The organism is Sphingobium sp. TomTYG65, assembly GCF_055395525.1.
The window spans coordinates 408,878-435,875 of record NZ_AP027331.1 but is presented as its reverse complement, the minus strand read 5'-3'; the positions used below and the strand labels follow the sequence as shown (position 1 = coordinate 435,875).

General features: G+C 58.4%; 16 protein-coding genes and 2 pseudogenes. 9 read left to right on the top strand and 9 right to left on the bottom strand.

The window, feature by feature from the left end; genetic code table 11:
- Positions 1-66 precede the first annotated feature (66 nt).
- Both ACZ5Y5_RS15825 and ACZ5Y5_RS15820 read left to right on the top strand, forming a co-directional pair.
- Positions 67-1,617 carry an esterase/lipase family protein gene (locus ACZ5Y5_RS15825; protein ID WP_464811450.1) on the top strand — a complete coding sequence of 517 codons (1,551 nt, stop codon included), beginning with the start codon at positions 67-69 and terminating at the stop codon, positions 1,615-1,617.
- A complete protein-coding gene (locus tag ACZ5Y5_RS15820) occupies positions 1,614-4,226 on the top strand; it encodes an AAA-like domain-containing protein (RefSeq protein ID WP_464811449.1) in 2,613 nt (870 codons plus the stop codon). Before ACZ5Y5_RS15825 ends, ACZ5Y5_RS15820 begins: the two co-directional genes overlap by 4 nt.
- A 221-nt stretch (positions 4,227-4,447) precedes the next feature.
- On the opposite strand, the gene ACZ5Y5_RS15815 is transcribed toward ACZ5Y5_RS15820, so the two are convergent.
- From ACZ5Y5_RS15815 to ACZ5Y5_RS15795, 5 genes and pseudogenes are all read right to left on the bottom strand, one after another.
- Positions 4,448-5,335 (bottom strand): ATP-binding protein, encoded by an 888-nt coding sequence (locus tag ACZ5Y5_RS15815; protein WP_464811631.1) that lies wholly within the window; start codon positions 5,333-5,335, stop codon positions 4,448-4,450.
- 30 nt (positions 5,336-5,365) lie between these two features.
- A pseudogene (locus tag ACZ5Y5_RS15810) lies at positions 5,366-5,530 on the bottom strand (histidine kinase dimerization/phospho-acceptor domain-containing protein); the annotation flags it as partial.
- 159 nt (positions 5,531-5,689) lie between these two features.
- Positions 5,690-6,423, bottom strand: a pseudogene (gene istB, locus ACZ5Y5_RS15805) (IS21-like element helper ATPase IstB).
- Positions 6,410-7,921: an IS21 family transposase gene (gene istA / locus ACZ5Y5_RS15800; RefSeq protein WP_464811448.1), complete on the bottom strand. Its 1,512-nt coding sequence runs from the start codon at positions 7,919-7,921 to the stop codon at positions 6,410-6,412. The pseudogene istB and the gene istA overlap by 14 nt, the downstream one beginning before the upstream one ends.
- Positions 7,922-7,994: 73 nt before the next feature.
- On the bottom strand, positions 7,995-8,120 hold the full coding sequence (locus ACZ5Y5_RS15795) for a hypothetical protein (protein WP_464811447.1): 126 nt from the start codon (positions 8,118-8,120) through the stop codon (positions 7,995-7,997).
- Positions 8,121-8,326: 206 nt separating this feature from the next.
- On the opposite strand from ACZ5Y5_RS15795, the gene ACZ5Y5_RS15790 reads away from it, so the two are divergent.
- The 3 genes from ACZ5Y5_RS15790 (at position 8,327) to ACZ5Y5_RS15780 (ending at position 13,468) form a co-directional block, all read left to right on the top strand.
- Complete coding sequence (locus ACZ5Y5_RS15790) at positions 8,327-9,094, top strand: hypothetical protein (protein ID WP_464811446.1); 768 nt, start codon at positions 8,327-8,329, stop codon at positions 9,092-9,094.
- Positions 9,095-9,728: 634 nt separating this feature from the next.
- Positions 9,729-12,233: a TonB-dependent receptor gene (locus ACZ5Y5_RS15785; RefSeq protein ID WP_464811445.1), complete on the top strand. Its 2,505-nt coding sequence runs from the start codon at positions 9,729-9,731 to the stop codon at positions 12,231-12,233.
- Positions 12,234-12,406: 173 nt separating this feature from the next.
- Positions 12,407-13,468, top strand: a complete 1,062-nt coding sequence (locus ACZ5Y5_RS15780) for an alpha/beta hydrolase (RefSeq protein ID WP_464811444.1) — start codon at positions 12,407-12,409, stop codon at positions 13,466-13,468.
- 254 nt (positions 13,469-13,722) lie between these two features.
- Here the strand turns inward: ACZ5Y5_RS15780 and ACZ5Y5_RS15775 are convergent, their stop codons facing one another.
- From ACZ5Y5_RS15775 to ACZ5Y5_RS15765, 3 genes are all read right to left on the bottom strand, one after another.
- On the bottom strand, positions 13,723-17,076 hold the full coding sequence (locus ACZ5Y5_RS15775; protein ID WP_464811443.1) for a glycosyl hydrolase: 3,354 nt from the start codon (positions 17,074-17,076) through the stop codon (positions 13,723-13,725).
- A 219-nt stretch (positions 17,077-17,295) separates the two neighbouring features.
- The gene (locus tag ACZ5Y5_RS15770; RefSeq protein ID WP_464811442.1) at positions 17,296-17,607 is read right to left on the bottom strand and encodes a hypothetical protein; all 312 of its coding nucleotides are present in this window, start codon (positions 17,605-17,607) and stop codon (positions 17,296-17,298) included.
- Between the two features lie 133 nt (positions 17,608-17,740).
- Positions 17,741-18,310, bottom strand: coding sequence for a TetR/AcrR family transcriptional regulator (locus tag ACZ5Y5_RS15765; RefSeq protein WP_464811441.1), 570 nt, complete (start codon positions 18,308-18,310; stop codon positions 17,741-17,743).
- Between the two features lie 348 nt (positions 18,311-18,658).
- Here ACZ5Y5_RS15765 and ACZ5Y5_RS15760 point away from each other — a divergent pair, with 348 nt between their 5' ends.
- The 3 genes from ACZ5Y5_RS15760 to ACZ5Y5_RS15750 are packed head-to-tail and all read left to right on the top strand — an operon-like array spanning position 18,659 to position 22,806.
- On the top strand, positions 18,659-20,836 hold the full coding sequence (locus ACZ5Y5_RS15760; protein ID WP_464811440.1) for an outer membrane protein assembly factor BamB family protein: 2,178 nt from the start codon (positions 18,659-18,661) through the stop codon (positions 20,834-20,836).
- Between the two features lie 13 nt (positions 20,837-20,849).
- A complete protein-coding gene (locus ACZ5Y5_RS15755; RefSeq protein WP_464811439.1) occupies positions 20,850-22,328 on the top strand; it encodes an alpha/beta hydrolase domain-containing protein in 1,479 nt (492 codons plus the stop codon).
- Positions 22,329-22,359: 31 nt separating this feature from the next.
- Positions 22,360-22,806 carry a nuclear transport factor 2 family protein gene (locus ACZ5Y5_RS15750; RefSeq protein WP_464811438.1) on the top strand — a complete coding sequence of 149 codons (447 nt, stop codon included), beginning with the start codon at positions 22,360-22,362 and terminating at the stop codon, positions 22,804-22,806.
- Between the two features lie 166 nt (positions 22,807-22,972).
- Here ACZ5Y5_RS15750 and ACZ5Y5_RS15745 read toward each other — a convergent pair whose 3' ends face one another.
- Positions 22,973-25,420, bottom strand: a complete 2,448-nt coding sequence (locus ACZ5Y5_RS15745) for a TonB-dependent receptor (RefSeq protein ID WP_464811437.1) — start codon at positions 25,418-25,420, stop codon at positions 22,973-22,975.
- A 183-nt stretch (positions 25,421-25,603) separates the two neighbouring features.
- Here ACZ5Y5_RS15745 and ACZ5Y5_RS15740 point away from each other — a divergent pair, with 183 nt between their 5' ends.
- A complete protein-coding gene (locus ACZ5Y5_RS15740; protein WP_464811436.1) occupies positions 25,604-26,959 on the top strand; it encodes a glycoside hydrolase family 1 protein in 1,356 nt (451 codons plus the stop codon).
- The last annotated feature ends 39 nt before the right edge of the window (positions 26,960-26,998 follow it).

The window sequence follows — 26,998 nt, the reverse complement described above, 5'->3', positions numbered from 1 at the left end:
GACTCAACTTCGTTCCAGCGCAGTCTCTGGGCGGGAATTATAAACGCTGTTAACGGAAATGCTTAAGTGTATTCATCGCTCGCCAATAAACCTGTAGAAAACGGCCATAATAATCGGGGCGGTAGCGCGATAATATTTGTACACGGTCTTTCCGGATCGCCCAAGTCGACCTGGGGAAAAATGTCAGCGTGCATGGAATTGGATCCTGATTTCAAAGATGTCACCATTGATTACTACGCATATCCGACAAGGCTTGTTAGATTGCCGTTTACTCCACCGCTCCCCGGCTTGAGGGATCTAGCTGATGGATTGCGCACCTTCATAGAAGAGAGGCATGGGACACGCGACTCAATATCTATTGTTGCGCACAGCCTTGGCGGATTGATAGCCCGTTATATGGTCACTTCGGCCATACGTTCAGGAAGAAGCCTTAACGTCAGCAATATGGCACTCTTGGCCGTTCCGAGCACGGGCGCAACTCTCGCAAATGTGGGCTCTTTATTTTCCTTCCCGCATAGGCAGCTGAAAACGCTTTGCAAGGATCAGGATGGGCTTGCCACGTTGAATGTTGACTGGGAGCAGCTTAAAGTAGAAGAATCTATCAATGTCCGTTACATCGTCGGCGGATGTGACCGAACCGTTCCTGCTGATAGCGCGGCGCCATATATCGGCCGGGATAATAAGTCTGTCATCATCGAGGCAGATCACAGATCAATCGTATCTCCCCTGAATTTAGATGACATACGATACAAGACTCTAAAGCGATTTATCATTGGTGAAGTTGTTAAAACGGACGTGCCCCCCTCTGACTCAATAGTCAGAACATTCGAGCGGCCCGCAGACCCATTATTTGACGTTTATACGCCATATAACGAGCCATACTATCTTGTTCGATCTTTCGACAAAATCCTGATTGATATTATTGGCCGCGGCCATGTTTGGCTTACTGGAGATTCTGGCATCGGTAAGACAGCCGCAGCCCGTCGGGCTATATATTCAAGCGGCTGGCGGCTATGCCACATCAATATGTCCGGGCATGAGATCAATGATGAGCGGCAGTTATTTGCTGCGCTATGTTCCGAGCTGTCTGTCCTGGCCGACGATGGTACAGGGGCTGCCACAACAGCAAACTTCGCCGAGCACTCAGCGCTTGCGAGGCGAGCACTTCTTAAGCTTCGCGCAGACAAGGTAGTGGCGAGCCTTATTGAGGAAATGCCGGTCGATAGCAGTGTGCTCAGTCAGTCTGCAGACGTGATTGCTCGCTTCCTAGAGTTGGTTGATGCTGATGATAGACTATATGGTCAGGTACGATTCGTGTTTTCGTCGCGCGAGGCGGTAACTTCGACTAATTCGGGCTTGTCGAGCAAAGCACGTGAGAAAATTCAGTTTCTTCCAGTGGAGACCTGGAGCGCGATCGATGTCGGCCGACTGATACAGTTGCTAGCTCCGACGGTGCGGTCGCAGTTATCCGCTGATGAACGAGAGCAAATTGCTCGTGCCGCACGGGGATCACCGCGCTTCGTCAAGATGGTTTTTCGACACTATCGAAACGGGACCGCTGGTAGTCAATCGGTTGATAGTCTCTGCCAGCAGGTGCAGAAGGAGCTTGTGTCGTGACCACCCGGAGTAAGGCGCTGCGCGCCCGCACGATTGTCCCAGATGATCTGTACGTGGACCGAGATGCGGACCGTCAGCTCAATGAGGTTATCGATGAGATGGGTCGGCCAGGATATATCCTGGTCGCTCGACAGATGGGTAAGACTAACCTCTTGCTACGTATGAAGCGCCGGCGGGAAGCGCATGGCGAGTTAGCTGTATACATTGACCTGTCAATCGGCTTCAGTGACGCTAGGGGCCTGTTTCGGCACCTTATTGACAGTCTTCTTGAAGCGCTTCCGATTGATCATGTTCGGCTTGCGATTGACAGCGACCGCAATGGAACAGAAGTCGATGCGAGCGTTGAATACGATCGGCATTTGCGTCGCGTACTCACGGCATCAGGCAAAGAACGCGTAATTATCATTCTGGATGAAATTGATTCGCTTGTAGGGCAGTCATATTCTGACAGGATATTATCGCAAGTAAGAAGCATGTACTTTGCGCGTGCGAATCATGCAATTTACGAACGGTTGACTTATGTTCTGTCTGGAGTCGCCGAACCAACTGACCTGATAAAAGATAAAAATATTTCGCCATTTAACATCGGTGAGAAAATATACTTAAACGACTTTAGCAGATCGGAAGTGTCAACACTCCTGAAGAAAGCACAAATCCGCTTCGATCTGGATGTACAAGAAGCCGTTTACGGGTGGACGAGCGGTAATCCGCGAATGACCTGGGACGTGTACTCTGCGCTTGAAGATGTAGCTTCGTCATCTGAGGTGCTCGATGCAACATCGGTGGATGCTGTAATTCAGAAATTGTATCTCACGCGGTATGATAGGGCGCCCTTGGATCATATACGTGCGCTAGCGGAGAACGATCCGGAGGTGCGGACGGCATTGGTCGCGCTCCTATATGGAAAAGGTGAGACGCTCGACGATCGAGCGAGGAGCAAACTTTATCTGGCGGGAATAACAACAGCATCGGCGAACGCGTCACCTGCAATCAAGAACCGAGTCATTGAACACGCTTTGTCAGAGACATGGTTGGCGCAAGTGGAAGCGGGACAGAAGGGGTTACTGACCGCTGCTGGCCGTCGTTACACGAGCGGAGCGTATTCAGAAGCCATCGAACTATTTCGGCAGTACTTAAGTTCTGGCGGTACGGTCGATACGTTCGACGAAATAGAAATGCTTCAGTATGGGATGGTCCTATATCATGCGGCTGAATATCATGATGCAGCAGTTGTGCTGGATCTGGCTGCAAGGCAGAGTAGATCGGTAGAAGTACGATCTATGCTCAACTATCATAAGGGTCTCTCGGTAATGATGGTGGGAAGAGTGGACGAGGCAATCGAGATATTGACCGTTCTTTCTACTGCCGCTGGTCCATATACTCTACGATCTAAGCATGCACTAGGAACGGCTTATTTAAAAAAGTCTATTTCCCAATATTCTCAGAAGATTATCGGGATAAACGAAGATGTTATATCTCAGGCACCGGACGATGATAACCTTCAAGAGGACGAAAAGTGCGAAGTAATCTCCGCGGCTTATTATAATATTGGCCAGGTTTATGCCACTCAAGGAAGAGATGTAGAGGCTAAGCAGGCCTACGAAGCGGCTAACGACGCGGCAGCTCCGCGGATGAAGCCAGCTTTTGCATCAGTGCGGTTGCAGCAAGCCGAGAACGACGAGGAGTACGGCGCGATCCTGACTGAGGTGTCCGAAATACTCATTGATGAAGATGTGCCGTACAGCAAAGCGCGAGGGATGCTTGGCTTTGATGAGAGCGATATGGCAAAGCTGCTTAGCATTGCTATTAAATTAAAGCGGCCAGAGGTTTTTGAAAGCCTCCTAGAAATTGCGCAAAGGCGGTCGGATGCTGGTCGATTTGAAACGATATTTAGTTTAGCAACATCAATGGACTGGCAGACGGACTCCTTTCAGCTCAGAACGCTGTTGCGACATGCGCTGACAGACTCTGAAACTGTGCGGCAGTCCCTCCTTAAGCAAAAATTGAACGCTGCGGCAATCTGGTTAGCGAGGTCAGATGACAGTGATGAAGACGCGGCGTTCGAGGTATATTGGCGCCTCGTGCGGGAGCCAGAAGCGCTTGAATACTTGTCGGCCAACGACACCATAGCGTTGGCAAATCGCGTCGGGAAAGAGCTTAATCGCGGAAATATTGAAGCCGCTAAGCGGATTATGAACTTTGTTCGACGTAATCAAGTGTCACTATCCGAAAAAAGCGCGGCGATGTTTGCTTTCTTTGTTTACCAGGAAATGGTGGTGCACCGACTGGAGGATGACTACGATCGATCGATACAAGCGGCGCGCGAGATACTTTCACTCGTCTCGCCCACGAGCACTATTGGCGATGTGAATGCGCTACAATATTCTTCCCTTATAGATAGACTGAAGCAGGCAGCGACTAAGGAGATCGAACAACGATCGATCAGCAGGCCCAAATTTGGACGAAACGAATTTGTGAGCGTTATCGATCCGAAAACGGGTGTGCGGACGCGCATAAAGTATAAGAAAGTGGAAGATAAGATTGCGACTGGAGATCTTCAAATTTCGAATGAAGATGACAATTCTTCTCTATTTATACGCAAATCGTGATTTCCTGGCCTCCTCGGAAATGCTGCAGTTTTGAAAGCTGACAGGCATGGGCCCACGTACGGGAGGTTGGATGAAGACCTGACGCTCCGCAGCTGAGCGCCGGCAATTGGCTGCTGAACGGCCGGAAAGGGTCGAGAGCGTAAACCAGAAGCGCGGCATCTCGACGTGGATATTCCATTGGCCGGTAGGAGGGGCAATAGAGGCAATTTATCGCAACGATGTCATCGCTTATCGTTTGTGTCGTCTGCCCTGCGAGATGGATCGCTCATGAGTTGGCCGATCGCAGCCGTGAGCGTCTCCAGCTTATAGGGCTTGCGAAGAATAGGGAACTCTCGCTCATCCTGAGGGATGAACTGTTTGCTGCTGTAGCCACTTGCGAGAAGTACCGGAATGTCCCGGTATGTCTCGCGGATCTGCTTTGCCAGATCCAGCCCGCTCATCCCCGGCATTACGATGTCGGAGAAGATCAAACCGACCTCATGTTCCTTTAGCTGTTCTAGCGCTTCGTGCCCGTTCGACGCCTCGATGACATCACAGCCAAGATCGTCCAGCAGTTGCCGGGCAAAGTAGCGAACGTGCTCGCTATCCTCGACGACAAGCACCTTCAATCCCGGGAAGCGCCTAGTCTGGTCGGGCGCGGCCATGTCCGGTTGCCGCTTCTTCTGGGTGCGGGGAAGCCAAAGCTCCACGCGGGTACCTTTGCCAACCTCTGAGTGTATCCGGGCCGTACCGCCCGATTGAACCGCATAGCCATGGATCTGGGAGAGGCCCAGACCCGTACCCTTGCCCGTGGGTTTGGTTGTGAAGAAGGGCTCAAAGACGCGCCTGAGCGTCTCCGGCGGGATCCCTTCTCCTGTGTCGCTGATCGCCAATATGACGCCGTCGCCCTCGCGCGTCGGGGCATTTTCCGTTGAAATGGTGATCCGGCCGCCCTCGGGCATCGCGTCGCGCGCATTCAGAACCGCATTGAGCAAGGCAGCTTCCAGGCCAGTCGGGTCTATCTCGACGCGCCACAGTGCCGGAGCAAGGTCAAGCTCCACTTCATAGAGGCTTCCAAGCGTGCGCTGCAGCATCTCCCCCATCGCGTCCAGACGGACACTAAGGTCCATGACTTCCGGTTCCAGCGGCTGGCGTCGGGCAAAGGCCAATAATTGTGAGGTCAGGCTCGTTGCCCGCTCTGCGGTCTCCACCATGACGGACAAATATCGGTTACGTTTTTCGAGCGGCATGTCGGGCAGCCTCAACATCAGGTCTGCCGAACCGCGCATGACCGTCATCAGATTGTTGAAATCATGTGCAATGCCGCCGGCAAGCTGTCAATCGGCACCGGATATTCACCCTCGATAAGCGTCCAACATTGACCCCCTAATGGTGAGCGAGGATTGTCGGCATGGGGGTGAGGCGGTGGCGGGCGTAGCCCGCAGCCGGCTCACCCCCATGCCGATGGCGTTTCATCGGGGCTTTCAGGCGGCTTCGCGGTTCTTGAAGCGCCAGCTCTCGTTGCCGGTCTCGATAATGTCGCAATGATGCGTGAGCCGGTCGAGCAGCGCGGTGGTCATCTTGGCGTCGCCGAACACCGAGGGCCATTCGCCGAACGCAAGGTTGGTGGTCACCATGATGGAGGTCTGTTCATAGAGCCGGCTGACGAGGTGGAACAGCAACTGCCCTCCCGACAGCGCGAACGGCAGATAGCCCAGTTCGTCGAGGATCACCAGATCGAGCCGGGACAGGTGGTCGGCAATGCGCCCCGCTTTTCCGGCGCGGGTTTCGGCTTCGAGCCGGTTCACCAGGTCGATGGTGTTATAATATCTGACCCTGGCGCCGGTGCGCACGCAGGAGCGACCGATCGCGATGGCAAGGTGGGTTTTCCCGGTCCCCGTTCCTCCGACAAGTACAGCATTGCGCTGGTTGGCCAGGAAGGCGCCGGTGGCCAGATCGCGCACCAGCCCCTCGTTGATCGGGTTCCGGCAAAGTCGAACGCCGTAATTTCTTTGGCCAGCGGCAGCTTGGCGATCGTCATCTGATATTTGATTGAGCGCGCCTGTTTTTCGTCGATCTCGGCCTTCAGCAGATCACCGACCACACGACTTGGGCCATGCTGTCGCTTCACCGCATCGGCGATCACCTCGTCATAGGCGTGGCGCATGCCCGCAAGCTTGAGTGTCCCCATCATCTCCAGGATCTCATGACGTTCCATAGAACCTCCTCAGGCTATCGTAACGGGCGCAGTCGGCGACGGGCTCGTGATGGAGCCGGAGCGCCTCGGGCGTAGCGATGGTCAGCGGCGCCGATGGCTGACGCTGACGGGTCAGGATGTTGAGCACGACATCGCGGCTGACGGTGCCGCCGGCCAACGCCTCGGCGCAGGCGGCTTCGACCGCATCAAGTCCATCGCTGATGACCGCCGTCAGGATGCCGACCATCTGGCGATCGCCATCAGCATGGCCGCCAAGGCGGCGGCGCACCCGCTCGATTGCTGGAGGAAGCGACCAGTCCTTGAACGGCGCGCCGTTACGCAGTGCGCCGGGCTTTCTTGCCAGTACCGGGACGTAATGCCAGGGATCATAGATCGTCTGGTCACGACCGAACCGGCGGGCATGTTCGCCCACTATCTCGCCTTCCTGCCGGATAACGATGCGATCGGCATAGGCATGGATTTCCACCGGGCGCCCCGCTGCCGCCGCATGCACCGAGTATTTATTATAGTCGAACCGCACCAGCAGCGTCTTCGATACTGACGCAGGGAGGGCATGGAAGCCATCGAACGGCCCGCGATAGGCGATCAGGGCGGGACGATCCGCAGTCTCGAACACTTCCCAGACCGTCCGGTCCTTCAACTCGGGATGTGCAGCGTGCTTCGATCGCGCGACACAGCGATCCTCGAGCCATGCGTTCATCTCGGCGTAGCTCTTGAACCGCAACCGGGGCGTGAAGAAGCGTTCACGGACTAGCCCCACCTGATTCTCGACCTGACCTTTCTCCCAGCCCGATGCCGGCGTGCAGGCAACAGGCTCAACCAGATAATGCCCGCACATCTGCTGGAAGCGCCGGTTGTACTGCCGCTCCCGTCCAACGAAGATCGCATCGACCGCCGTCTTCATATTGTCGTAAATCCCGCGTTGGCAGGCGCCGCCGAAGAAGGCGAACGCCTTGTCATGCGCGTCGAACACCATCTCCTGGCTCTCGCGCGGATAGGCCCGCACATAGAACATCCGGCTATGGCAAAGCCGCACGTGCGCGACCTTCACTGTCGTCGTCACCCCGGCAATGACCACGACCTCATGGCTCCAGTCGAACTGGTAAGCCTCCCCCGGAACAAAGCTCAGCGGCACATAGGCCGCCGCCGTCACTGCCGAACGCTCTCGATGCCAGTTGGTAGCATATCGCCGGACCGCATCGTAACCGCCCCGATAGCCAAGTCCCTGTAGTTCCTCGAACAGCCTGACCATCGTCAACCGTTCGCGCCGCGCCCTGCGGTCGTTCGCGTCGAGCAGCTTGTTCAGCTCCGACGCCCATGGCCCCAATTTCGGCAAAGGCTGTATGCTGCGCTCATATGTGAAAGCCGTCTCGCCCGAGCGCAACACCTTGCGAACCGTGTTCCGCGATACGCCAAGATCCCGCACGATCTCCTTGATCGACTTGCCCTTCACGAAAAACTCGCGCCGGATGCGCGCCACCGTCTCCACGATCAGCATCTCCCACCCGCTCCCGCAGCAACAAAGTGCAAGAGCGTGAACCGCAATCGTTCAGGGGGTCAATTTTGGACGCCTACCACCCCAGAAACGGGGTCAATATTGCAGGCCGATTCACATCCACTCGCGGCACGCCGTGGGACAGCGGAAAATATGGCTTGATCCGGCGCATCTGCGCCTCCAACCAGATCAGATCACTCATGACAACGCCTCCTTGCGCCGCCATTGAATCAACCGATCTGCATCCCTGCAAGCAATTTAATAGGTCCTGAGCCTAGAAAAAATCAAGTATTTATTGCTTATGTATAAATTCGATGAAATCATAAATGTGGCTATATATACAGCACACCGTAAATTTCTCGGTTAGTGAGTACATATTGAATAATACACGGATAGGAGATAAAAGAAATGGATGAGGAGCGCTTTTCAAATGGTACGCGCCGTCAGTTCTTGCGCGGCGGAGCGGTACTTTCGACTTTGTCAGTGACATCAAAGCTCTCAGCGGTGGCCTCAGAAATGCAAGCTGCGAAGCCTGGTCTGACATTAGGCTGGTCGTTCATTGCCAAACGGCCTGAAGTGAACGCCACCCAACTATTTCAAGGGTATGAAGGGCATCATGCCCCGGGCGCGCTTCCCATCTTTGCGAAGTGGGGTATAGTTCATTATGAGCGAAATTACGTTCGCCGCGCCGTTGGCACGGAGCCGCCGTTCGATATCATCTCCGAATTCGGTTCACGCCCTGGCGCAACCAAGCCTAGAATGTGCGGCAAACCAAACGATCCGAATTGGAAGAGCACTCATGTGATGGAGGTACGCGAGGCTCTGATCTCTGGCGCGGCTCTGCCGTTCCTCAAAGGTCCCGTACTCAAGCGGGCGATCTTGTTGCGGCGGCCACTTGATGCGTCTGCGGAGAATTTCTCGCAAGGAACCGCGCAGTTTGCGGCGGCAGTCGCGCAAAGGTTCGGCGCGGCGAGCAATCGCATCAGCCTGTATATGCAGTCCGGACCGATCGAAGACATTCTCGCCTGCAAGCCGGTGGATTCTATCTGCGAAGCTGTTGTGATGATCTGGCCGAAGGATGGAGTGTCGCTGCCGGACAGCCTTCCTGTTCCCAGCTCTGTGGCGATCTCTTCCATGATCGATCTGGAGGCTTTCGCGTCCGAGGTTTCTTCCTAGGAGTGGGGAAATTCTCCAAGCAGAAACGGGTGAGGGACTCCTACCATTCGGGGCGTCGGCGCGATCAGATCGCTGCGATTTGATCGGCCCCGACATATGAAAGATGGGTGACTTTTGCCCCGGAATGGTTGGCCTCGTGGTGAGCTTGGTCGGAACGGCGGTAGACGTGCGCCTTATGGGCTATTGAGGAAGTCGATAAGTAGGCCGTGCGTATTAATATTAAGGCGGCCCGTAGCTGTGCGCGGAGCCTCGGCTGACGCGTATGGCCGTGTCTGGGATCGGCAGCGATATGTCCAACGTATGGCCAAGAGACGTTATCTTTAATCAACTCCCTTTGAAAAATGGGCAAGTATTTTCGAAGCTGCTAGCAATCCGACAGCATGTTGGGGCGCAGCTGGATTTTCATGGCTCGAAGGATATCCGCCAAGCATTCGCGATTCAAAGCCCGGGCAAATTCGTCAAAAGCGAAGCCCAAATCTCAACGGCGGCGTGTGGTTAAAATGATTTGCCCTTTCTATTATGTAGTAGTAAATCATATTGGCGGAAGCAGAAGCTCGACACGAGCCCGCCGCCCTTGAGGAGGAACGATCTCGCGTAGATCGACGGCTGAATCGGCCAATTAGGAGGGGATTATATGGCTATTGGAATAAGCAGGGCCGCGTTGCGATTTTCAGGTGTAGCGCTCTGGACACTGGCGTCTGCTGCGGCCGCGCAGGCTCAAGTTGGCCAGCCGGCAAGCGGCGCCGATGTTGCGCCTCGAACTTCCCCTTCGGCCCAGGTCGAGAGTCCGGATATCATCGTGACGGCCACGCGCCGGAACGAGCGTCTGCAAGACGTTCCGGTGACGGTAACCGCCATCACCAGCGCGCAAATTGAAAATCTGCAGATCAAGACTTTCCAGGACATTCAGGTGCTATCGCCTGGCCTGTCGTTTCGCCAATCGGGCAACCAGGGCACGGTCACATCTCTGCGCGGTATCAGCAGCACCGTTACCACTTCGGCTCCAGCTGCAGTCGTCATTTACCTGAACGAAGTGCCGGTCAATGATTTCGTGGCGTTCCAGGGTCTCTATGACGTAGGGCAGATCGAAGTCCTGCGCGGCCCACAAGGTACTTTGCGCGGCGTTGCGGCCCCTGTAGGTTCGATCACGATTGGCACTCGGCGGCCTGACCTCAACGATTATGGCGGCACGTTCATAGCAACCGGCACTGACCAGCCAAGCTTCAACGGCCAGGCTGCAGTCAATATCCCCGTAATCAAGGAAAAGCTCGCCTTCCGAATCGCTGGTCTTTATGATGTCAATCGGAATGGCGACCTTCACAACCCCGTAACGGGCGTCAAGTCGCATGCGGATACGAAGAGCATCCGCGCTTCGATGCTGTTCCAGCCGATCAATCCGCTCAGCATCTTCGCTTATTATCAGTATATGCGGGCCAATCCCTATGACCTTACCAGGGTCGAGGGAACGGGTTTTGTACCGACAGCGACGCAGCCATTCCCGGCAGGCTACAACGGCCCTGTCATCAACGATGGCCGCGACGGGATTGTCGTTCAGGAGAATACTACTCTTCGGCAATTTACATCCAACAATGCTTCAATTAACGCGAAGCTGAACATCGCCAACGAAGCGTCTCTAAGTTATATTTTTGGTGTTTCTCAATTCAAGTCCTATACTGGTCTTAATTCCGGTGACACAGATATCGGTAACGCTGTCCTTAATTACTCGCCAGGTCAACTTTTCCTTGTCGATACAAAAGGAACGATGCACGAGTTGCGCCTGGACTCTATGGGCGGAGACCGTCTGTTCGACTATTCAGTAGGTCTGAACTATCTCAAGAACGCAAACCGGGTGCCCACTAATGTCGGATCAAATCGCGGCTATGTCGTTTCACCGACGGCTAATCCATCTTCCGGTCCCGCTACATTGCTGGGCAGTGACATCCTCATCCCGGAGACACGTGTTGAAAAATCGGCCTTCGCCAGCGGCACCCTCCACTTGCCGACGCGTACCGACATCACCTTTGGTGCTCGCCGTATTCATTTTAAACGAGATCAGGGCTTCCAGTTCTGGTTGACGACGAACGGCGTGCGCGACACGCTCGCAATTCCGCTGCCGCCGCCCCTACCGCCGCTGGTGCTGCAGACGCCGACGCAGCCGTTACTCGATTCTCCTTCAAATAGGGACATCAAGGCGTGGGTATACGACGCCAAGATCGTGCAGCATCTCGGCGACGATAAAATCGTCTATTTCTCTTATGGTCGCGGTTTCCGCGGACCAGGAGCCAATCGCGGCGTGGATTTGCCGGCGCTAGATTTCCTCCGGACCCTCACGCCGGAAAAGAGCGATTCGTATGAAGTTGGTTTCAAGGGAGACTTTTTTGACAAGCGTGTTCGCTTTAACTTCGACATATTCCAGCAAGATTATAAGGGCTTTAATAGTGTTGCGGGTGATGTTCCTTTCTGCACTGGCTCAGGGCAAGCCCAAGGACTTTGCGGGACTGCATTTGGCGTGGGCTCTGGCCAGGTTGTGTTCCCGGGCAATGCCCGCGTGCGTGGCTTTGAGGCTGATCTCTCCGTCAAAATCAGTGACCGGTGGACTGCGTCGGGCAACGTGGCATACGCCAAGTCGCAATTCAAAAATGCGCAAGTGCCGTTTCGCCCCGATTTGAACGGAGACGGCGTGCCTGATACAAACGCCGAGTTGGCAGGAGCGTTTACAGCAGCTAATCCGATTTTCTTCCGAACGTCTAATGGCCCGATCTCAGAGGTGCCCAAGTGGAATTTCACCATACAGTCTGAATATACACAGCCGCTCTCTGGTGATACTGAAGCGTTCGTGCGCGGGCTCTTCACTTATCAGGGCAAAAGGGCGGAAGTTTCGGGAGCGAACACCTATGCTGCCGAACCTATCCTGAATCTCTATGTCGGCGCTCGTGAGATTGTTCCGGGCCTGGAGATTACCTTGTTTGCGAGGAACCTGTTCGATACTCAGAAGCTGACCTTCCGAGGTTCCGAAATCATCGCGAATGTCATAGGCGCCTCAGCTGACCCCCTTATCAACACGGGATATCATGAGGTTCGCTACGGCGCACCTCGAGAAATCGGGATCACGGCCCGCTTCACCTTTGGGAGCGATTGATTACTCTAATAACTTGCAAGTTTGGGGGTCGGGAGGCTGCTTCCGGCCCCCCTCATTTCCTAGCGAAAGCTGTCCTCGCGCATAGCGCGCGCAAGAACCTCCGGTGCTGGCGGTTGATGGTGATCGCCGAGATCAGGGCTAATTCGCTCTACTTAGTGTAACAAGGTAAGATCATGAACTTCAATCGCAGGGAAATGGGGCTGCTTGCCGGAGTCGGGCTGATGTCCCTGGTGAGCGAGGGGAAATTCGCGGACGCGGCGGCTGCGGAGCCGGTGATCCAGACTGGCGATATCACGCCGTTCGTGCATCCCGAACTACGCCCTCTGGTTCCGGTTTTCCTCAAATTCCAATCGGCCGGCGAGATGACGAGCGCTGCGCTACCGGGCCTGCGCAAGGTGCTGGTGGGCGCGCCCGCCGATCCTGCCGCGCGTTTGGTGCGCGTGCCGGGCGCTCATGGCGCGCCGGACCTGCCGGTCTATGTCCTGAACGAACAGGCGGGCGCATCCGGACGCCCCGCCATTCTGTACATCCATGGCGGGGGTTTCATCGCGGGAAATGCGGCGGCGGAAACGGCCAAGTTGCTGAAACTCGCCAAGGCGCTCGACTGCGTGATCGTGACCGTCGACTATCGGCTGTCGCCCGAAACGCCGTTTCCCGGCCCGCTGGAGGACTGTTATGCCGCGCTCAAATGGCTGCACGGCAATGCGGCGACGCTCGGCGTCGATACCGGCCGGATTGCCCTGATGGGAAGCAGCGCCGGGGGCGGGCTTGCCGCCATGCTGGCGATCGCCGCCCGCGACCGGCGCGAGATACCTATCCTGTTCCAGATGCTGACCTATCCAATGCTCGACGATCGCACCGGCAGCACCCGTGCCGTGCCATGGCCGATGGGCGGCATCACCTGGAATGCGGCCGCCAACCGCTTCGGTTGGGCGTCCTTCCTCGGCGTGAAGCCCGGCTCTGCCCGCCCCCCCAAGGGCGCGGTGCCCGCTAGGGTCGAGAGCGTCAAGGGATTGCCGCCGACCTTCATCGGCGTGGGATCGATCGACCTGTTCCTGCAAGAGGATGTGGATTATGCGAACCGCCTGGTGGCCGCGGGTATCCCGACCCAACTCCATGTCGTGCCCGGCGCGTTTCACGGGTTCGAAGGCGCGGCATCCAAGGCCGCCATTTCGCGGAGATTCGAAGCCGCGGTGCAGCAGGCACTTGCGGACGCCTTCACACTGAAATGGTAAAAAGGACGGCAGGGTGGCGCATTGAGCGCTGCCCTGCCGCCTCCTATGGCGTCCGGTGTGGACGATAAACTTGCTGCTTTCGGGCCTCGCGAAGGCTGGATCGGCCGCAGGAGAAAGCGCGGGCCAGTCAGGTCAAGATCAAGCCGTGCCGGATCGACCTCGCCAAAGAGCATGTTCGCGACCGGCACACCGTCGCCCGTATGCCCATGACGAGATCATCATGGCAGTCATGGTGGCGGCCCGTTTTTTTCTCGTCAGTCACGCGTTTCGATCAGGGTGACAGGCCCCATCAAGCCGGATGGCAGAAGCCGAGCTTTGGCCGAATAGGCGGGCGCGACGGTCCAGGCGACCTTGGCCGCGCCGGGCTGCGCATCGCCGATCAGCCGGTTGATCCAGCGGTTCGCCACCTTGATCTGTATACGGTTGTCTCCGCGCTTAAGCGCATCGGTCACATCGACGCGATAGGGTGCGTGCCACAGCGTACGAACATGCTTGCCGTTGACCCACAGTTCGGCAAGGTCGTTCACCTCGCCGAGCGACAGGATGGTTCGGCTGCCCGCCATCCGACGGGGAACCCGGATGGTCCTGGAATAGGTCGCCACGCCCGAAAAATAGCGGATGCCCGGTTCCTTGCTGTCGGTCCAGGAACCTACAGACGTCTTTACGGCGCCCGCGGGTGCGCCGCGGTCAGGCTGGAAGAGGACCGACCAATCCCCCTCGATCGTCGCCAGCGTGCGATCGGTGGGCGTGGTCACGGTGCGCGCCGGTTCGGCGGTCGGCTTTCGGAACAGGATCAGCGCCGATCCGCTGCTTTCGAGGCGCAACGGGATGATGGTGCGGCCGTTTTCCGTCCGGTAGGACAGGGGGCTGCGGGTCCCGGTTTCGGCATCCCACAATTCGGGCGCACGCCCGGTAGCACGGAACGCCACATCCGCCATGAAGGCTTTTCCTTCGGGATTGCTGACGAACCACAGGTCGCCGTCTTCCAAAGTCCGGTGCAAGAAACGCAGCGCGTTTTCGGTTCGGCCAAGCACTTCCTGGTCCGGCGTTACCCCGATCTGGGCAAGAGCGGCCTCCACTGGCATGGCGGAAAGAATGCGGCCCGCGCCGACGCGCGTCTCCGTGCCGCCGGCCCAGAGCCTGTCCGCCAGCGCCTTGAAGGCGGCGGGGTCGTCCGCCAGGCTGGGCGAGGAGGACGGCTTGTCGCCCAGGACGACCGCGCCCGCCTCCGCCAGTTCTGCAATGCGGCGCAGGGTCGGCAAGGTCATGCGCTGCGATGCGCCGCCCAGTTGCAAGATCCGATAGCGCATGCCCGACGGCGTGACGATCGCGCCATCCTTGACGGAGGTGAGGCCGGCCAGCGCGTCCGCGTTGATGAAGTCATAGCCGTAGCGATTAGGTGTGTCCTTCAGGCGACCTTGATCGGCGAGCGTCACGATGGGGGCTTCCTCGCCATAAAAATAGGCCACGTCCGCCGCGTAGCGCCCTTGCGAGAGCATCCAGGAGGTGCGGGCAAGATAGTCCACCCACGGGCGCGCTTGTTCCGCCCAGCTTTCGTTGCGATTGAAATATTGGCCGAACAGCCACAGGCTGAGGCCAGGCGCCTTGTCGATCAGCGGCTGATGCACGCTACTGTGGATGGAGAAACGGTTCACGCCCAGCGCGAACTCGGTGTCGGCCACATGCTTCAATTCGCGCGGGCTCGCCGCCCAATATTGGAACATGGACGACATGGATTCCGCGCCAACATAGGCCCGCCCGTAAAGATGCGCGGCGGAGGCCGCACCCTTTATGTCGGCGGCATGGGCGGGCTGCGGCCCCTTGTCGGGCTTGAAAGTCCACATCGCGCCCATCGGCACGTCGGCATGGCTGCGCATCGCCAGATCGTCGCCAAGCGAGGGACGGTTGGGCGCCTCCAGTGCCTCGCCATAAGCCGTCAGGCCGCGCGCATGGGCGACCTGCGCGACCGAACCATAATGCGCTTCCGCCATCAGATCCGTGAGAGTGCGGCGGAAGTCATACAGGAATGCGTCGCTGGCGGCGGCGCTTTCGACGATGCGGCCGGTCAGGACTGGCAGCCAGGGCGCCGGATTATAGCCCCGCCTTCTGGCGAACTGGTCCAATATGTCGTCGGTCCAGTTCTGGAATCCAGCCTCGATGCTGTCATTGAGCGTCGCCTGCACGCCGCGCTTGCCGACTAGGTCGGGACCAAGCGTCTGCGCATATTGATCGAGATACTGGTTCATGAAAGCCTGCACGCGCGGGGCGCTCAGCTTATCGACCTCCAGACCCGTGGCATCGGCCGTGGTGGGGCCGTTCATATGGCCGGTCAGCGAATAGCCCAGCCGGACCACACGCCAGCGCCCCTTGGGCGGCGTCCAGTCCAGGGTTCCGTCGGCCTTCATCCGGCTGGTCAGATCGACGACGCTCGACTTCGTGATGACCTGTCCCGAAGCGGCGGCAGGCGTCGGCACTGCATAATAATCGGGCAGAGACGCGAATCCCGCCTTTTCCTCGAATCGTTCGATGCGGGCGTCGCCACTCAGCGCCATTTCGGAGATGGTCAACGTCTTGCCGGGGGGAGCCAGGGCAAGGCCGGGTTGCAGCAGCGCGCCGGGCGCCATGTCCAAAGCGGGGAGCGTGGCGGGCGCAGGTTGCAGGATCACGCGGAAGATGCGGCCGGTGATGGGGGCGAAGCTGTTCGTGTTCTGCGTGAACGCGCCTGCGCTTATGTCGGCCACCTTGCGGAAGGTGACACCGTCCTCGCTGGCCTCCAGCCTAGCCGGAATTTCTGTCGACACGGCGATTTCGGGTTTCTTGGGCTCCAGAACCACCGTGAGCGACCGGAGGGTGACAGGCTTCGGATAATCGAAGCGGACCCACCCCGGATTCTTGTTGGAAGGACGGTCGATCTCGATCGCTTTCACCAGTCGTCCGTCGAACAGTCCGGCTGCCGGCACTTCGCCTTTGGAAGTCGTGACCTTGGGCAAGGGCAGCGCATGTTCCGTCGCCGGCACGCGATAGGCGATCACGCGGCTGTCGACATAAAGGCGCGGCGGCTGGGGACCGATCGCGCCATGTGTCAGCCTGTTTTCGCCAAATTCGATGCCGCCGATCGGCCCAGCTGTGTCGGAGGGGCGTAGCAGCGCGCCCTGAAAGCGCCGTCCGCCGGCCACATCCCTTTCGGTCCAGACGAATTTCTTCATCCCATCCGCAGCCTTGACGAAGGGCGCGCCGGTCTCGCTCCAGCCGGCGGAGGTGGGAATGGTGACTTCCATGCCCTTGTCGGCGGCTTGGGTAACCGCGCTGCGGAAGGCGGATTTCCACTCGGGCGACATGTAGCGGACGGGGGGCGTGACGACGCCGTCATTATTGGGCATAGCGCCGTAGAATATCTGCACGCCGCCGATCCCCGAACGGTGCAGCCAATCGAGATCCCGCTTGATGCCCTCCTGCGAAATGGCCCCGTTCAGCCAATGCCACCACACGCGCGGGCGTGCCTCCTGCGGAGGATTTTGGAAACCTTCCAATAACCCGTCCTGCGACAGTGCCGGCATACTTGCCAGCGCTGAGCCAGTCGCCAGAAGAAGTTTGAGAGCGCGCTTCATGACCTTTCCTCCCTGCCCCTACTCGTCCTATTGTGATCGGGATCATCTAGACGACCGTCCTGCTGCAGCAAAGTTAAAATGACAATAATTATCTATTTACATTGGCTGCCAGCCACTAGCCACTATCTGAAAAGCGCCAAATTGCCTGAAAGCAGGGGCGAGGGTCTCGCGAAGTACGCCCCGGCCAATGCCTGTTACGACTGAAGGCCGGAATGTGTTTTACTTAGCATGTAGCTTCGCAAGGTCGCCATCGATGGCGCTCAGGGCGGCGTCAGTAACCTGATCGGCCGCAAAGGGTTGAATTGCGCGGAGGGTCATTCCGCGGGCCATGTCGATTTGCGGATTGCTGCTGAAACCCGGGATGTGCTTGTCGACGATTGTCTTGGTCTGGGGATTGTCGATCAGCGAACCGACATCGGTCTTCTCAGTCGAATATTGCGCGGCAGCTGCAGTGCTGTCTGCAGGCTGCTGACCTTGAGCGGCAGTGGCGGCGACCAGGCCGAGTAGGGCCGGCGTAAAGAATTTGATCATCCGGGCATTTCCTTAGCTTCTGCGCGGTCCTATCTAGGACGGGCGCGCTGCTGCTAGAATGAAGCCAATTTTAACAATAAACAAGAGTGCATTATATATTTTAGTGTCGTGCGCCGCTGCGCTATAAGTTGGTTCAGCGCCGTGCAGCTCCGTACGACAGCAGTTTGGCGATGCGCTTGGCCGCTCGCCTGTGGCTCTCTTGGCCGCTATTGCCGTTGAACATCCGCCGATTCATGTGGCCTGTCGCGCATTCCACCATCGTATTGGCCAGATCCGACAATTCCTTTTCGGACAAACCGCAATCGCTGCTACGCCGCATGGACTCTATGAGGCCCTCCTGACCCACCCGGGCTGCAGTTTCACTATATATCTGCGCGAGTTCAGGAAAACGTTCGGTTTCCTGAGCGAGCAGCCGACCCATGGCGCTCACGTCTTCACGATCCATCGCATCGAACATCGCATTGAGCGCGACTTCGATCACTTCGGATATCGAGGACCCCGGCTTGGCATAGCGAGGAGGATTGGTAACCTTCCAGACAGCGGCCTTCCATTCAACGATTGCGCGGAAGAGCGCCGGCTTTTCGGGAAAACGCGCATATAGCGTGTTGGGAGCGACGCCTGCTTCCTCGCCGATGCGCTTCATCGAGGTCGCGCCGTAGCCGTTGGTCAGGAAAAGCTGGAGCGCGGCATCGAGGATTGCCAACGTAATCTCCCGCTCTCCCTCTCGGGAGGGGCGGCCCCTCCGCCCTGTCGTACGCGCCTGTTTTGTGGCCTCTGGCAATCCGCTTTCCTCTCGAACCGACCTTGTGTTCAACCGGCGTTCACCGGTTCCGAGCTCAGCTCAATATCTCCCCGCGAAGGAAATGTCATCGGCGAGCAAATCATGCAACCTCTTGCCAGCCATAATATATATAGATATCTCTACTTTAATGCTGACCCAGCCGCGATGGCTTTCACGTTCGATGCTTTCGGAGCGGCTGGGGGCACGGGCGTTCACACGCTGACCGCGGCCTAAATTGTGCGGGCATAAGTCCTTTGGAGGGGATCGTTAATGTACGGGCGACAGCCTTATGGCGCGATTGGCGGCCTCGCCATGGCTGCGGCACTGCTTGGGGGGTGCGGAGGGACCGGCATGCCTCATTCGAGCAGAGACTGGCCCGATTATCTGGGCGGTCCCGATTCCGCGCAATTTTCGCCCCTTGAGGACATCAACAGCGCCAATGTCGATCGGCTTCAGTTAGCCTGGAGCATTCCGTTGCCCCATAATGGCCAGTCAAACGGCAATCCGCTGGTCATCGATGGTCGCATGTTCGTGCCCTATAGCGGCGGCATATTGGCGCTTGATCCGGCGACAGGAAGGGAGCTTTGGCGCGTCGAAGCCGATGGCGTCCGCATGCGCGGGCTTAGCAGTTGGAGCGGGGGGCGCGGCGAGCCGCGGAGGCTGTTCTACAATCAGCATGACCGCCTCTATGCAATCGAGGCCGCGACAGGAAAGCCGGTGACAGGCTTCGGCGAAAATGGTTCGATCGATCTCAAACAGGGTCTGGGACGCGACCCAGCGACCATCAAGCGCATCGAGTCGCAATCTCCCGGGCGGATTTTCGCTGGCCTCATCATCGTCGGCACGACGGGCGGCGACGAATGGAACGGCCCCCCGGGCTATATTCGCGCGTTCGACGTCCGCGACGGAAAGCTGCGCTGGACGTTCCACAGCATCCCCCAGCCAGGCGAGCCGGGATATGAGACATGGCCCATGGACGCCTGGAACAAGGTGGGCGGTGTCAACAACTGGAGCGAGATGACGCTCGATACCGCCAACGGCATCCTGTTCGTGCCGCTCGCGTCGGCCGACTATAATTTCTACGGCGTCAATCGCAAGGGCAGCAATCTCTACGCCAACTCCCTAGTGGCGCTGGACGCCCGGACTGGCAGGAGGCTGTGGCACTTCCAGACCGTCCATCACGACCTGTGGGATTATGACCTGCCTCAAGCGCCCAAATTGCTGACGCTTAACCGTGGTGGAAAGCGGATCGAGGCGGTTGTGGTCGCGGGCAAGACCGGGTTCATCTACACCTTTGAACGGCGTACGGGACGGCCCGTTTTTCCGATCGAGGAGCGACCGGTCCCCAGGAGCGACGTTCCGGGAGAAGAGGCGTCTCCCACCCAGCCATTTCCCACGGTGCCCGAACCGTTCGTGCGCCAGCATATGACGGCAGCTGATCTCAATCCCTATCTTGATCCGGCCGAGCGAAAGCAGGTGGCGGCGATGATCGGTGGGCTCCGCAACGGAGGGATATTCACGCCGCCGAGCAGACGGGGGACTTTGCAGATCCCGGGCAGCTCGGGTGGGACGAATTGGGGCAATGGGGCGGTCGATCCGCGCAATGGCCGGTTTTTTGTAGTGGGGATGGATGTCCCGGCCATCTTGCGCATGGAGCCGCCTTCCGACAAGCCGCGCACCATGTTCCTAGGCGCCAGCGCAGAAGATCTGGGCGCGGCGGTCTATGCGCAGAACTGCTCGACCTGCCATGGTGAGAAGCGCGCTGGTCAGCCGCCCGCCATTCCGGCGCTGACGGAGATCGCGACGCGCCGGACGGCGGCTCAGGTGAGCGAAATCGTGACGCGTGGCCGCGCGGTGATGCCCGCGTTCAACCTCAAGACGCAGGAGATGCAGGATCTGCTGCTCTTCCTGGGATTCAGCAAGGCGCAGGCGGGCAAGGTGAGCGCGCCTGCGCCCGCTGCCGGCCCCGATGGTCAGGGCGAGGCGACGGCCGCCGCGAAGAGCGGGCCGATCAGGCTCAAGACCGGCTATAACTTCCTCTTCAGCAAGAAGATGTTCCCCGCGAACGCGACACCATGGTCCACCCTTACCGCCTATGACATGAACAGCGGCCGGAAGCTGTGGCAGGTTCCCTTCGGCGAACTGCCAGGCCTGAAGGATTCAGGCACGCTGTTCCCGCGCGGCACCATCGTCGCGACGGCGGGCGACCTGCTGTTCGCAGGCACGCAGGACCGGAAGCTGCGGGCATGGAGCATGGCGAACGGCCGGGTGGTCTGGCAAGCGCCCTTGCCGTCGGTGCCGGGCGGCGTGCCCGCCGTCTACAAATCGGGAGGGCGTCAGTTCATCGCCCTTGCCGCCGGTTCCTACGACCCCGCGATCGCCAAGATGAGTTCCGTTATGACGGAAGGGCGCAACAGCATCGTCGCCTTTGCTTTACCCAAGAACTAGCCGGAGAGAAAAGATGAAACCGAACAGAACGTGGCTGGTGCCCCTCTTGGTGGCGACGATGCTGGTTCAGCCGGGGAGCGCCCTGTCGGCGCCCGGACAAGTAAAAGCGCAGCGTGCCAGCGTCGGTAGCGTCACGACCGAAGGACCGGTGACCGGCGGGATGCGGGGTTTTCCCTATTCCGCCTCGATCGTCGATCTGGCACCCTATGGTTATTCCGAAAGCGAATATTTTGTTTCGGGCAAGGCCCATGCCTATAAGATTGCGCCGGGCACGACGCTCGGGACGGACGGCCGCTGGCAGGTCGTGGCGGGCGAAGATATTCCCTACAAGACGCGCATTCTCGTTCGCAAACCATCGGCCGCCAAGTTCAATGGCACTGTCGTCGTCGAGTATATGCAGGAATATTACGGGACGGAACGGGATACCAATTATCGCTGGAACGCTGAGACGCTGCTGCGCAACGGCTTCGGCTGGGTAGGGGTGTCGATGCACCATGAAGGCATTGACGACCAAAAGCCGCCGCAGATGATCACCTATGCCGGCAAGCGGATCCCGGTCGGCACCACGCTCGCCCGCTGGGATCCGCAGCGCTACGGAAGCTTATCGGTGCCATCGACCGACATGTCCTATGACATACTGACGCAGATTGCCGCGTCCCTCAAGAGCAAGAAGACCGCAGCCGGGCCCGATCCATTTTCTGGTTTGAAGCCGAAAGCCGTAATTGGTGTGGGCAACACGATCGCTGGCGAACGGATGGCGATTTATATCAATGCCATCCAGCCCCGCGCGGGCGTGTTTGACGGCTTTTTCTTGCAAGATCTGCATAGGGGCGCACATCTGAAGTTGTCGGGGGTCGATACGCCTGCCCCAGTCGTACGCACTGATGTTGGCGTGCCGGTGATCGTGCTCAACACCACCACGGCTTCCGCCGAACGCGGGCCGCGTCCGGAAGGCAAGATGCTGCGTTTCTGGGCGCCGGCGGGCAGTTCCCATACGACCGGCCCCTATATGGACCGCGTCGCCAAGGCCAATACACGCGATCTCGGCCTGAACGCGGGCGGTTGTCCCGTAGATTATGCAAACACCCTGCCGGTGCAATATGTCTCAGGCGCGGCGATCATTGCCGTCGATCGGTGGATCAAAAGCGGCAAGGCAGCGCCCAGCTTCCCTCAGCTCGCGTCGTTCCTAGGGCCGAAGGAGCCGGTGCCTGAGCCGGCCGGCTATTTTGATGCGAACGGCAATGTGAAGGGCGGCCTCCGCACGCCGTGGGTGGATGTTCCGGTCGCCCGCTATGATTGGCGAGGCGAATGCATCGGGGGATCGGGGCGGACATTCCCCTTTAGCAAGGATCAGTTGAAGGCGCTCTACGGCACGCCGGACGTGTACCACAAGCGGTTCGCCCAGGCGGCTAAGGCGGCGGAGAAGCGCGGCATATTGCTGCCGTCCGACACGCAGGCCGCCATTGAAGCCGCGAACAAGGTGAGCTGGTGACTGTCTGGCGTATCATTGGGGGAATGCGATCGTGACCGAAGTAGAGAAACTTGCCGCCATCATGGATATTCACGCGCTCAAAGCGCGCTACTTCCGAATGATGGATATGAAGGATTGGGCGGGCCTGGAAGCGACATTTGCACCCGATCTGGTGGCCGACTTTCGGGAATCGACCGGTCAACGCGACGAAAGCCAGCTCACTCAAGGGGCAGCCGCCTATGTTGCGAAGCTTGCGCCGATCTTGGAGCATATCCAGACCGTCCATCACGGACATATGCCGGAAATCACGATTGAGGGGCCGGATTGCGCGACAGGTATTTGGGCGATGGAGGACAAGCTGTGGGTTCAGGAGGGCTCATCGCTGCCCTTCTCATGGATGCACGGCTACGGCCATTATCATGAGCGCTATGTCCGCACAGGCGGAGAATGGCGGATACGGGAAATCCGGCTGTCGCGTATTCGGGTGGACGTGGGCTGATGCAAGCGAGAAAGGGCCGAATGGTTCAACCACATTGAGCCACTGACGCGAATACGACCGGCTAACGCGGGTCAGAATAAAAAAGGGGCAGATCCAGACCGGATCATACCCCTTTTTTCTGATGACGCTTGCCGGGTGGGATCTGCCACCCGGCAGAGCCATTTCGTTAACCGCCGCCGAAGGAGAAGCGAGCGGTGACTCCCACTTCGCGGGGCGCCGTGTAGTTCACATTGTTATAGCCCGAACGATAGCCGCCAAGGACATATTCAGCATCGCGGAAGGTGACCTTTTGAACATTGAAAATGTTTTTCGCGAAGATGTTGACGTCCAAGCCAGGAACGATCTCGCGAGCTCCCAGAAACAGGTTCAGGATGCCGTAGCTGTCATAATTGTTGCCCGTGGCGATGTCGGTCGTTTTGCTCTGCCAGGTGAACAGCCCGCGCAGATAGGCGGTCGCCTGACCCAGCGGCATATTGTATTCGGATACGACCGTCGCATTCCACTTCGGCACGTCGGAGAGCGCTCCGTTGGTGCGGCAGAAGGCCACCGGCGTGCCAGCCGGGAAAGCCGATGGCGAGGTGGGCGTTGGTCCATTGTCGGGAACACCATCGAAATTAGTGTCGCGGCAGGGGATCAGCGCATTCTTGAACTTGCCGTTCGCGTAGCCGACCGAGCTCTGGACATAGAAGCGATCGCTCGGTGCGAAATAGAGTTCAGCTTCCGCACCACGAACGCGCGCGTCGCCATTGAATGTGATGTCTTCGGCCGATACGGCCTGACCGCCTTCATTCACGTTGGGAATGGACCGGGCGCGCGCGATATAGCCCTTGAAATCCTGCTGGAAGATGGCGGCGTTGAAGCGGAGACGCTTGTCGAGAAATTCGCCCTTCAAACCGATTTCGAAGTTGTCAGACTTTTCAGGAGCGACGGTGCGGACGCTGTTCGGCACCGGTGTCGCCTGGTTGGAACCGGGGCCGCGCCACCCGTGGCCATAAGCGGCGTAGACCAGCACATCGTCGTTCAGATGCTGGACCACCTTCGCGTCGTACACCCAGGCCTTGAACTTGCGGCTCGGCTGTGGCTCAGTGATGGGAGGAACATTGACCGGAAAGTCACAGGCGTTGGCATAGATAGGGGAACCGCCCGACGAACCCGGCACGAAGCCACAGAAAGCACTCGGAAGGCCCACATCGACCGCCACAAACGCGGGATCGAAGGTTAGGTTGAAGCCCTTGGTGACGTCAGACCAGATGTGACGGGCGCCGACAAACACCTCCGTATTGGTCGGGAGATGGAAAGTACCGCTGGCGAAGACGGACTTGTTCACATCCTTGATGGGCAGTGTGATATCGCCAAACAGTGTGTAGCGATCGACGCGGTTGCCCGTCGTAGGCGCGGTTGACCCCGGGGCGCCGAATGCGCCTGGCAGGTAGGCGAAGATGCTGAGGCGCGTCACGTCGGACTTGGCTCTGGAGTAGAAGCCGCCGACCGTGTAGTCGAGAAAACCGCCGGAGGTCTTGCCGTCCAGACGAAGTTCATGGGACCAGCTTTCGACGGGATTGTCGAAATATTGCGGTTGGGAATAGCCTGGAATGACGTTGCCAGCATCGCCGTCTCCCGCCCCCGCAGGCGTGAAGCTACGGAACTTCGTATAGCCGCCGATGTAGTTGACCGACGCGTCGCCCAGATCATAGGTCGCGGACAGCGAGCCATAATGGGCGGTCAGGCGGCGGTAGGATAGCTCTTCCTGAACGGCAAGGCGCTGGCGGGGATCGACGATGGCTGGTCCGTTATAGCCCAGGCCCGAACCCTCGACGGTCGGCATCGACTTGCTGACGTTCCGCAGATATTGATAGGTGGCGAGGATCTTCAACTGCGACAGCGGTTCCCACAGGAGCGAAGCGCGTATGCTCTTCGTGTCCGCGCCGGATTCAACCCCGGTAGTCACGCTATGAACGTCGCCATTCTCGTTGCGGTCATAAAGGCCGGAGATGCGCACAGCCAGCTTGTCTTGCAGGATCGGAACATTGACGGCAAACTGGCCATTCAGGCCCAACTGATCCGTTGCGATGCCCTGCACATAGCCGCCGACCTCATTAAGGTTAGGGCGCTTGGTGGTAAGCGTGATTGAGCCAGCAGGAGCTGGTGCACCACGCAGCGTGCCTTGGGGACCACGCACAACCTCAATCTGGCCGATGTCGTACAGGCTCTGGAAGGCAATCGCTTCGTTGATCGGCACTTCGTTGAAATAGATGACGACGGCCGGGGGTGCACCAGTGGTGTTGCTGGTGCTCACGCCGCGAAGGGCGGTGACCGTCCCCGCCGTGCCGCGGGGTGTAAAGGAAAGGCCGGGCGAGAGTGCCTGAATGTCGGTGAAGTTGGTGAAGTTCAGTTCCTTGATCTGCTCGCCAGAAACGGCGGTCACGACGACCGGAACTTCCTGCAGGCTCTTGCTACTGCGAGTTGCGGTGACGACGATGTCGCCCGATGCAGAATTAGCTGCAACGCTATCGTTCTGTACCTCAGTTGCATGCTGGGCATGAGCCGCAGGGGCAAATACTGCCAAGGCCGAACCAGCCATGAGCGCATAGCGCGCAAACTGCCTAAAACGCATAAATTCCTCCCCAGAGATACTGTTCGATGCTGTGGCATCTGGTAGCGAGTTACAAACGCGCGGATCGTTATGGCAGCTCGATTAAATTGACAAGCCCTATTCTTTTTATAAATGATGAGTTACAACGCCGGACCGGTGTTCGGGATCGCGGCGCGGTCCATAAAGATATGAAGAGGATATTTCATGGATTTCGCTGATGCGCTCGATCGACGATCGATCCTGGTCGGTATGGCGGCTGGCTCAGCGCTGCTATCCGCCTCGGCTCCTACCGCTGCTCCGACGCGTAGTGGGGCAAAGGGGAACTTCCCCAAGGGCTTTCTTTGGGGCGCTTCGAGCGCGGGTCACCAGACCGAAGGCAATAATGTCAGCTCCGATCTCTGGGTTGTCGAAAATATGAAGCCTTCTCCTTTTAGGGAGCGGTCCGGAGATGCCTGCGACAGCTATCACCGCTGGTATGAGGACGTCGCGCTAGTGAAGGCGATGGGCCTCAACGCCTATCGCTTTTCCATCGAATGGTCACGCGTCGAACCGGAAGAAGGTCAGTTTTCCTTGGCGGAACTGGATCATTACCGCCGCTGCATCGCCGCCTGCCGCGATGCGGGAGTTTTCCCCAACGTGACGCTCAATCATTTCTCATCGCCGAGATGGTTCGCCGCCCGTGGCGCCTGGAACAAGCCGGATGCGCCCGACCTTTTCGCGCGATATGCCGACCGTGTGTCGCGGCATATGGGCGACCTGATCGGCATGGCGGTTCCGTTCAACGAGCCCAATGCGCCGCTCGTCGTTAAATGGTCGCCAGACATGCAGAGCGCGACGGGCCAGCCCATGGATATCGCGTCCATGTCGGCCCCGCTTATGAAACTCGCCGCCAAGAAGGTCGGCAGCGATGAATTTTCGTCCTTCCTGTTCAGCGATCCGGAGACAGCGGTGCCGGCAATGATCCGGGCACACGAACTTGCCATGGCTGCTCTCAAGGCTGGCCCAGGAAAGTTCCCGGTTGGCGCGATCGTGTCGATAGGTGATGATCAGGCCGTTGATGGAGGTGAAGCCAAAGTCGCGCAAAAGCGGCAGGAAGTCTATTCGCAGTGGCTGGAAGCGGCCGGACGTAGCGACTTTCTGGGCGTGCAGGGCTATACCCGTTACTTGATTGGACCGGAAGGACCACGCAAGGCTGGCAAGGATGCCGAATTCACCAAGAGCAAGTGGGAATATTATCCCGCCGCCATCGGTAATATCGTCCGCTATGCTGCTTCTCATGTGAAGGTGCCGATCTATGTCACCGAAAACGGGATCTCCACCGACAATGATGCGCGTCGCATCGACTATATCAACGGCGCGTTGACCGGATTGAAGGCGGCCATCGACGCCGGCGCGGATGTCCGTGGCTATTTTCATTGGACGCTGTTGGACAATTGGGAATGGAACGAAGGCTTTCATCAGCGCTTCGGCCTGGTCGATATTGATCGCACCAATTTCAAGCGCACAATCAAACCGAGCGGCCGACACCTTGGCGCGATTGCCCGCCGCAACGCAATTTGAGGCGGAAAAGCCCCCACCCTGCGAGGGATGGGGGTTACC

Coding starts and splice junctions, on each gene's coding strand:
- ACZ5Y5_RS15815 (WP_464811631.1), bottom strand. CDS start 5,335: ATGGACCTTAGTGTCCGTCTGGACGCGATGGGGGAGATGCTGCAGCGC.
- istA (WP_464811448.1), bottom strand. CDS start 7,921: ATGCTGATCGTGGAGACGGTGGCGCGCATCCGGCGCGAGTTTTTCGTG.
- ACZ5Y5_RS15795 (WP_464811447.1), bottom strand. CDS start 8,120: ATGAGTGATCTGATCTGGTTGGAGGCGCAGATGCGCCGGATCAAGCCA.
- ACZ5Y5_RS15790 (WP_464811446.1), top strand. CDS start 8,327: ATGGATGAGGAGCGCTTTTCAAATGGTACGCGCCGTCAGTTCTTGCGC.
- ACZ5Y5_RS15785 (WP_464811445.1), top strand. CDS start 9,729: ATGGCTATTGGAATAAGCAGGGCCGCGTTGCGATTTTCAGGTGTAGCG.
- ACZ5Y5_RS15780 (WP_464811444.1), top strand. CDS start 12,407: ATGAACTTCAATCGCAGGGAAATGGGGCTGCTTGCCGGAGTCGGGCTG.
- ACZ5Y5_RS15775 (WP_464811443.1), bottom strand. CDS start 17,076: ATGAAGCGCGCTCTCAAACTTCTTCTGGCGACTGGCTCAGCGCTGGCA.
- ACZ5Y5_RS15770 (WP_464811442.1), bottom strand. CDS start 17,607: ATGATCAAATTCTTTACGCCGGCCCTACTCGGCCTGGTCGCCGCCACT.
- ACZ5Y5_RS15760 (WP_464811440.1), top strand. CDS start 18,659: ATGTACGGGCGACAGCCTTATGGCGCGATTGGCGGCCTCGCCATGGCT.
- ACZ5Y5_RS15755 (WP_464811439.1), top strand. CDS start 20,850: ATGAAACCGAACAGAACGTGGCTGGTGCCCCTCTTGGTGGCGACGATG.
- ACZ5Y5_RS15745 (WP_464811437.1), bottom strand. CDS start 25,420: ATGCGTTTTAGGCAGTTTGCGCGCTATGCGCTCATGGCTGGTTCGGCC.
- ACZ5Y5_RS15740 (WP_464811436.1), top strand. CDS start 25,604: ATGGATTTCGCTGATGCGCTCGATCGACGATCGATCCTGGTCGGTATG.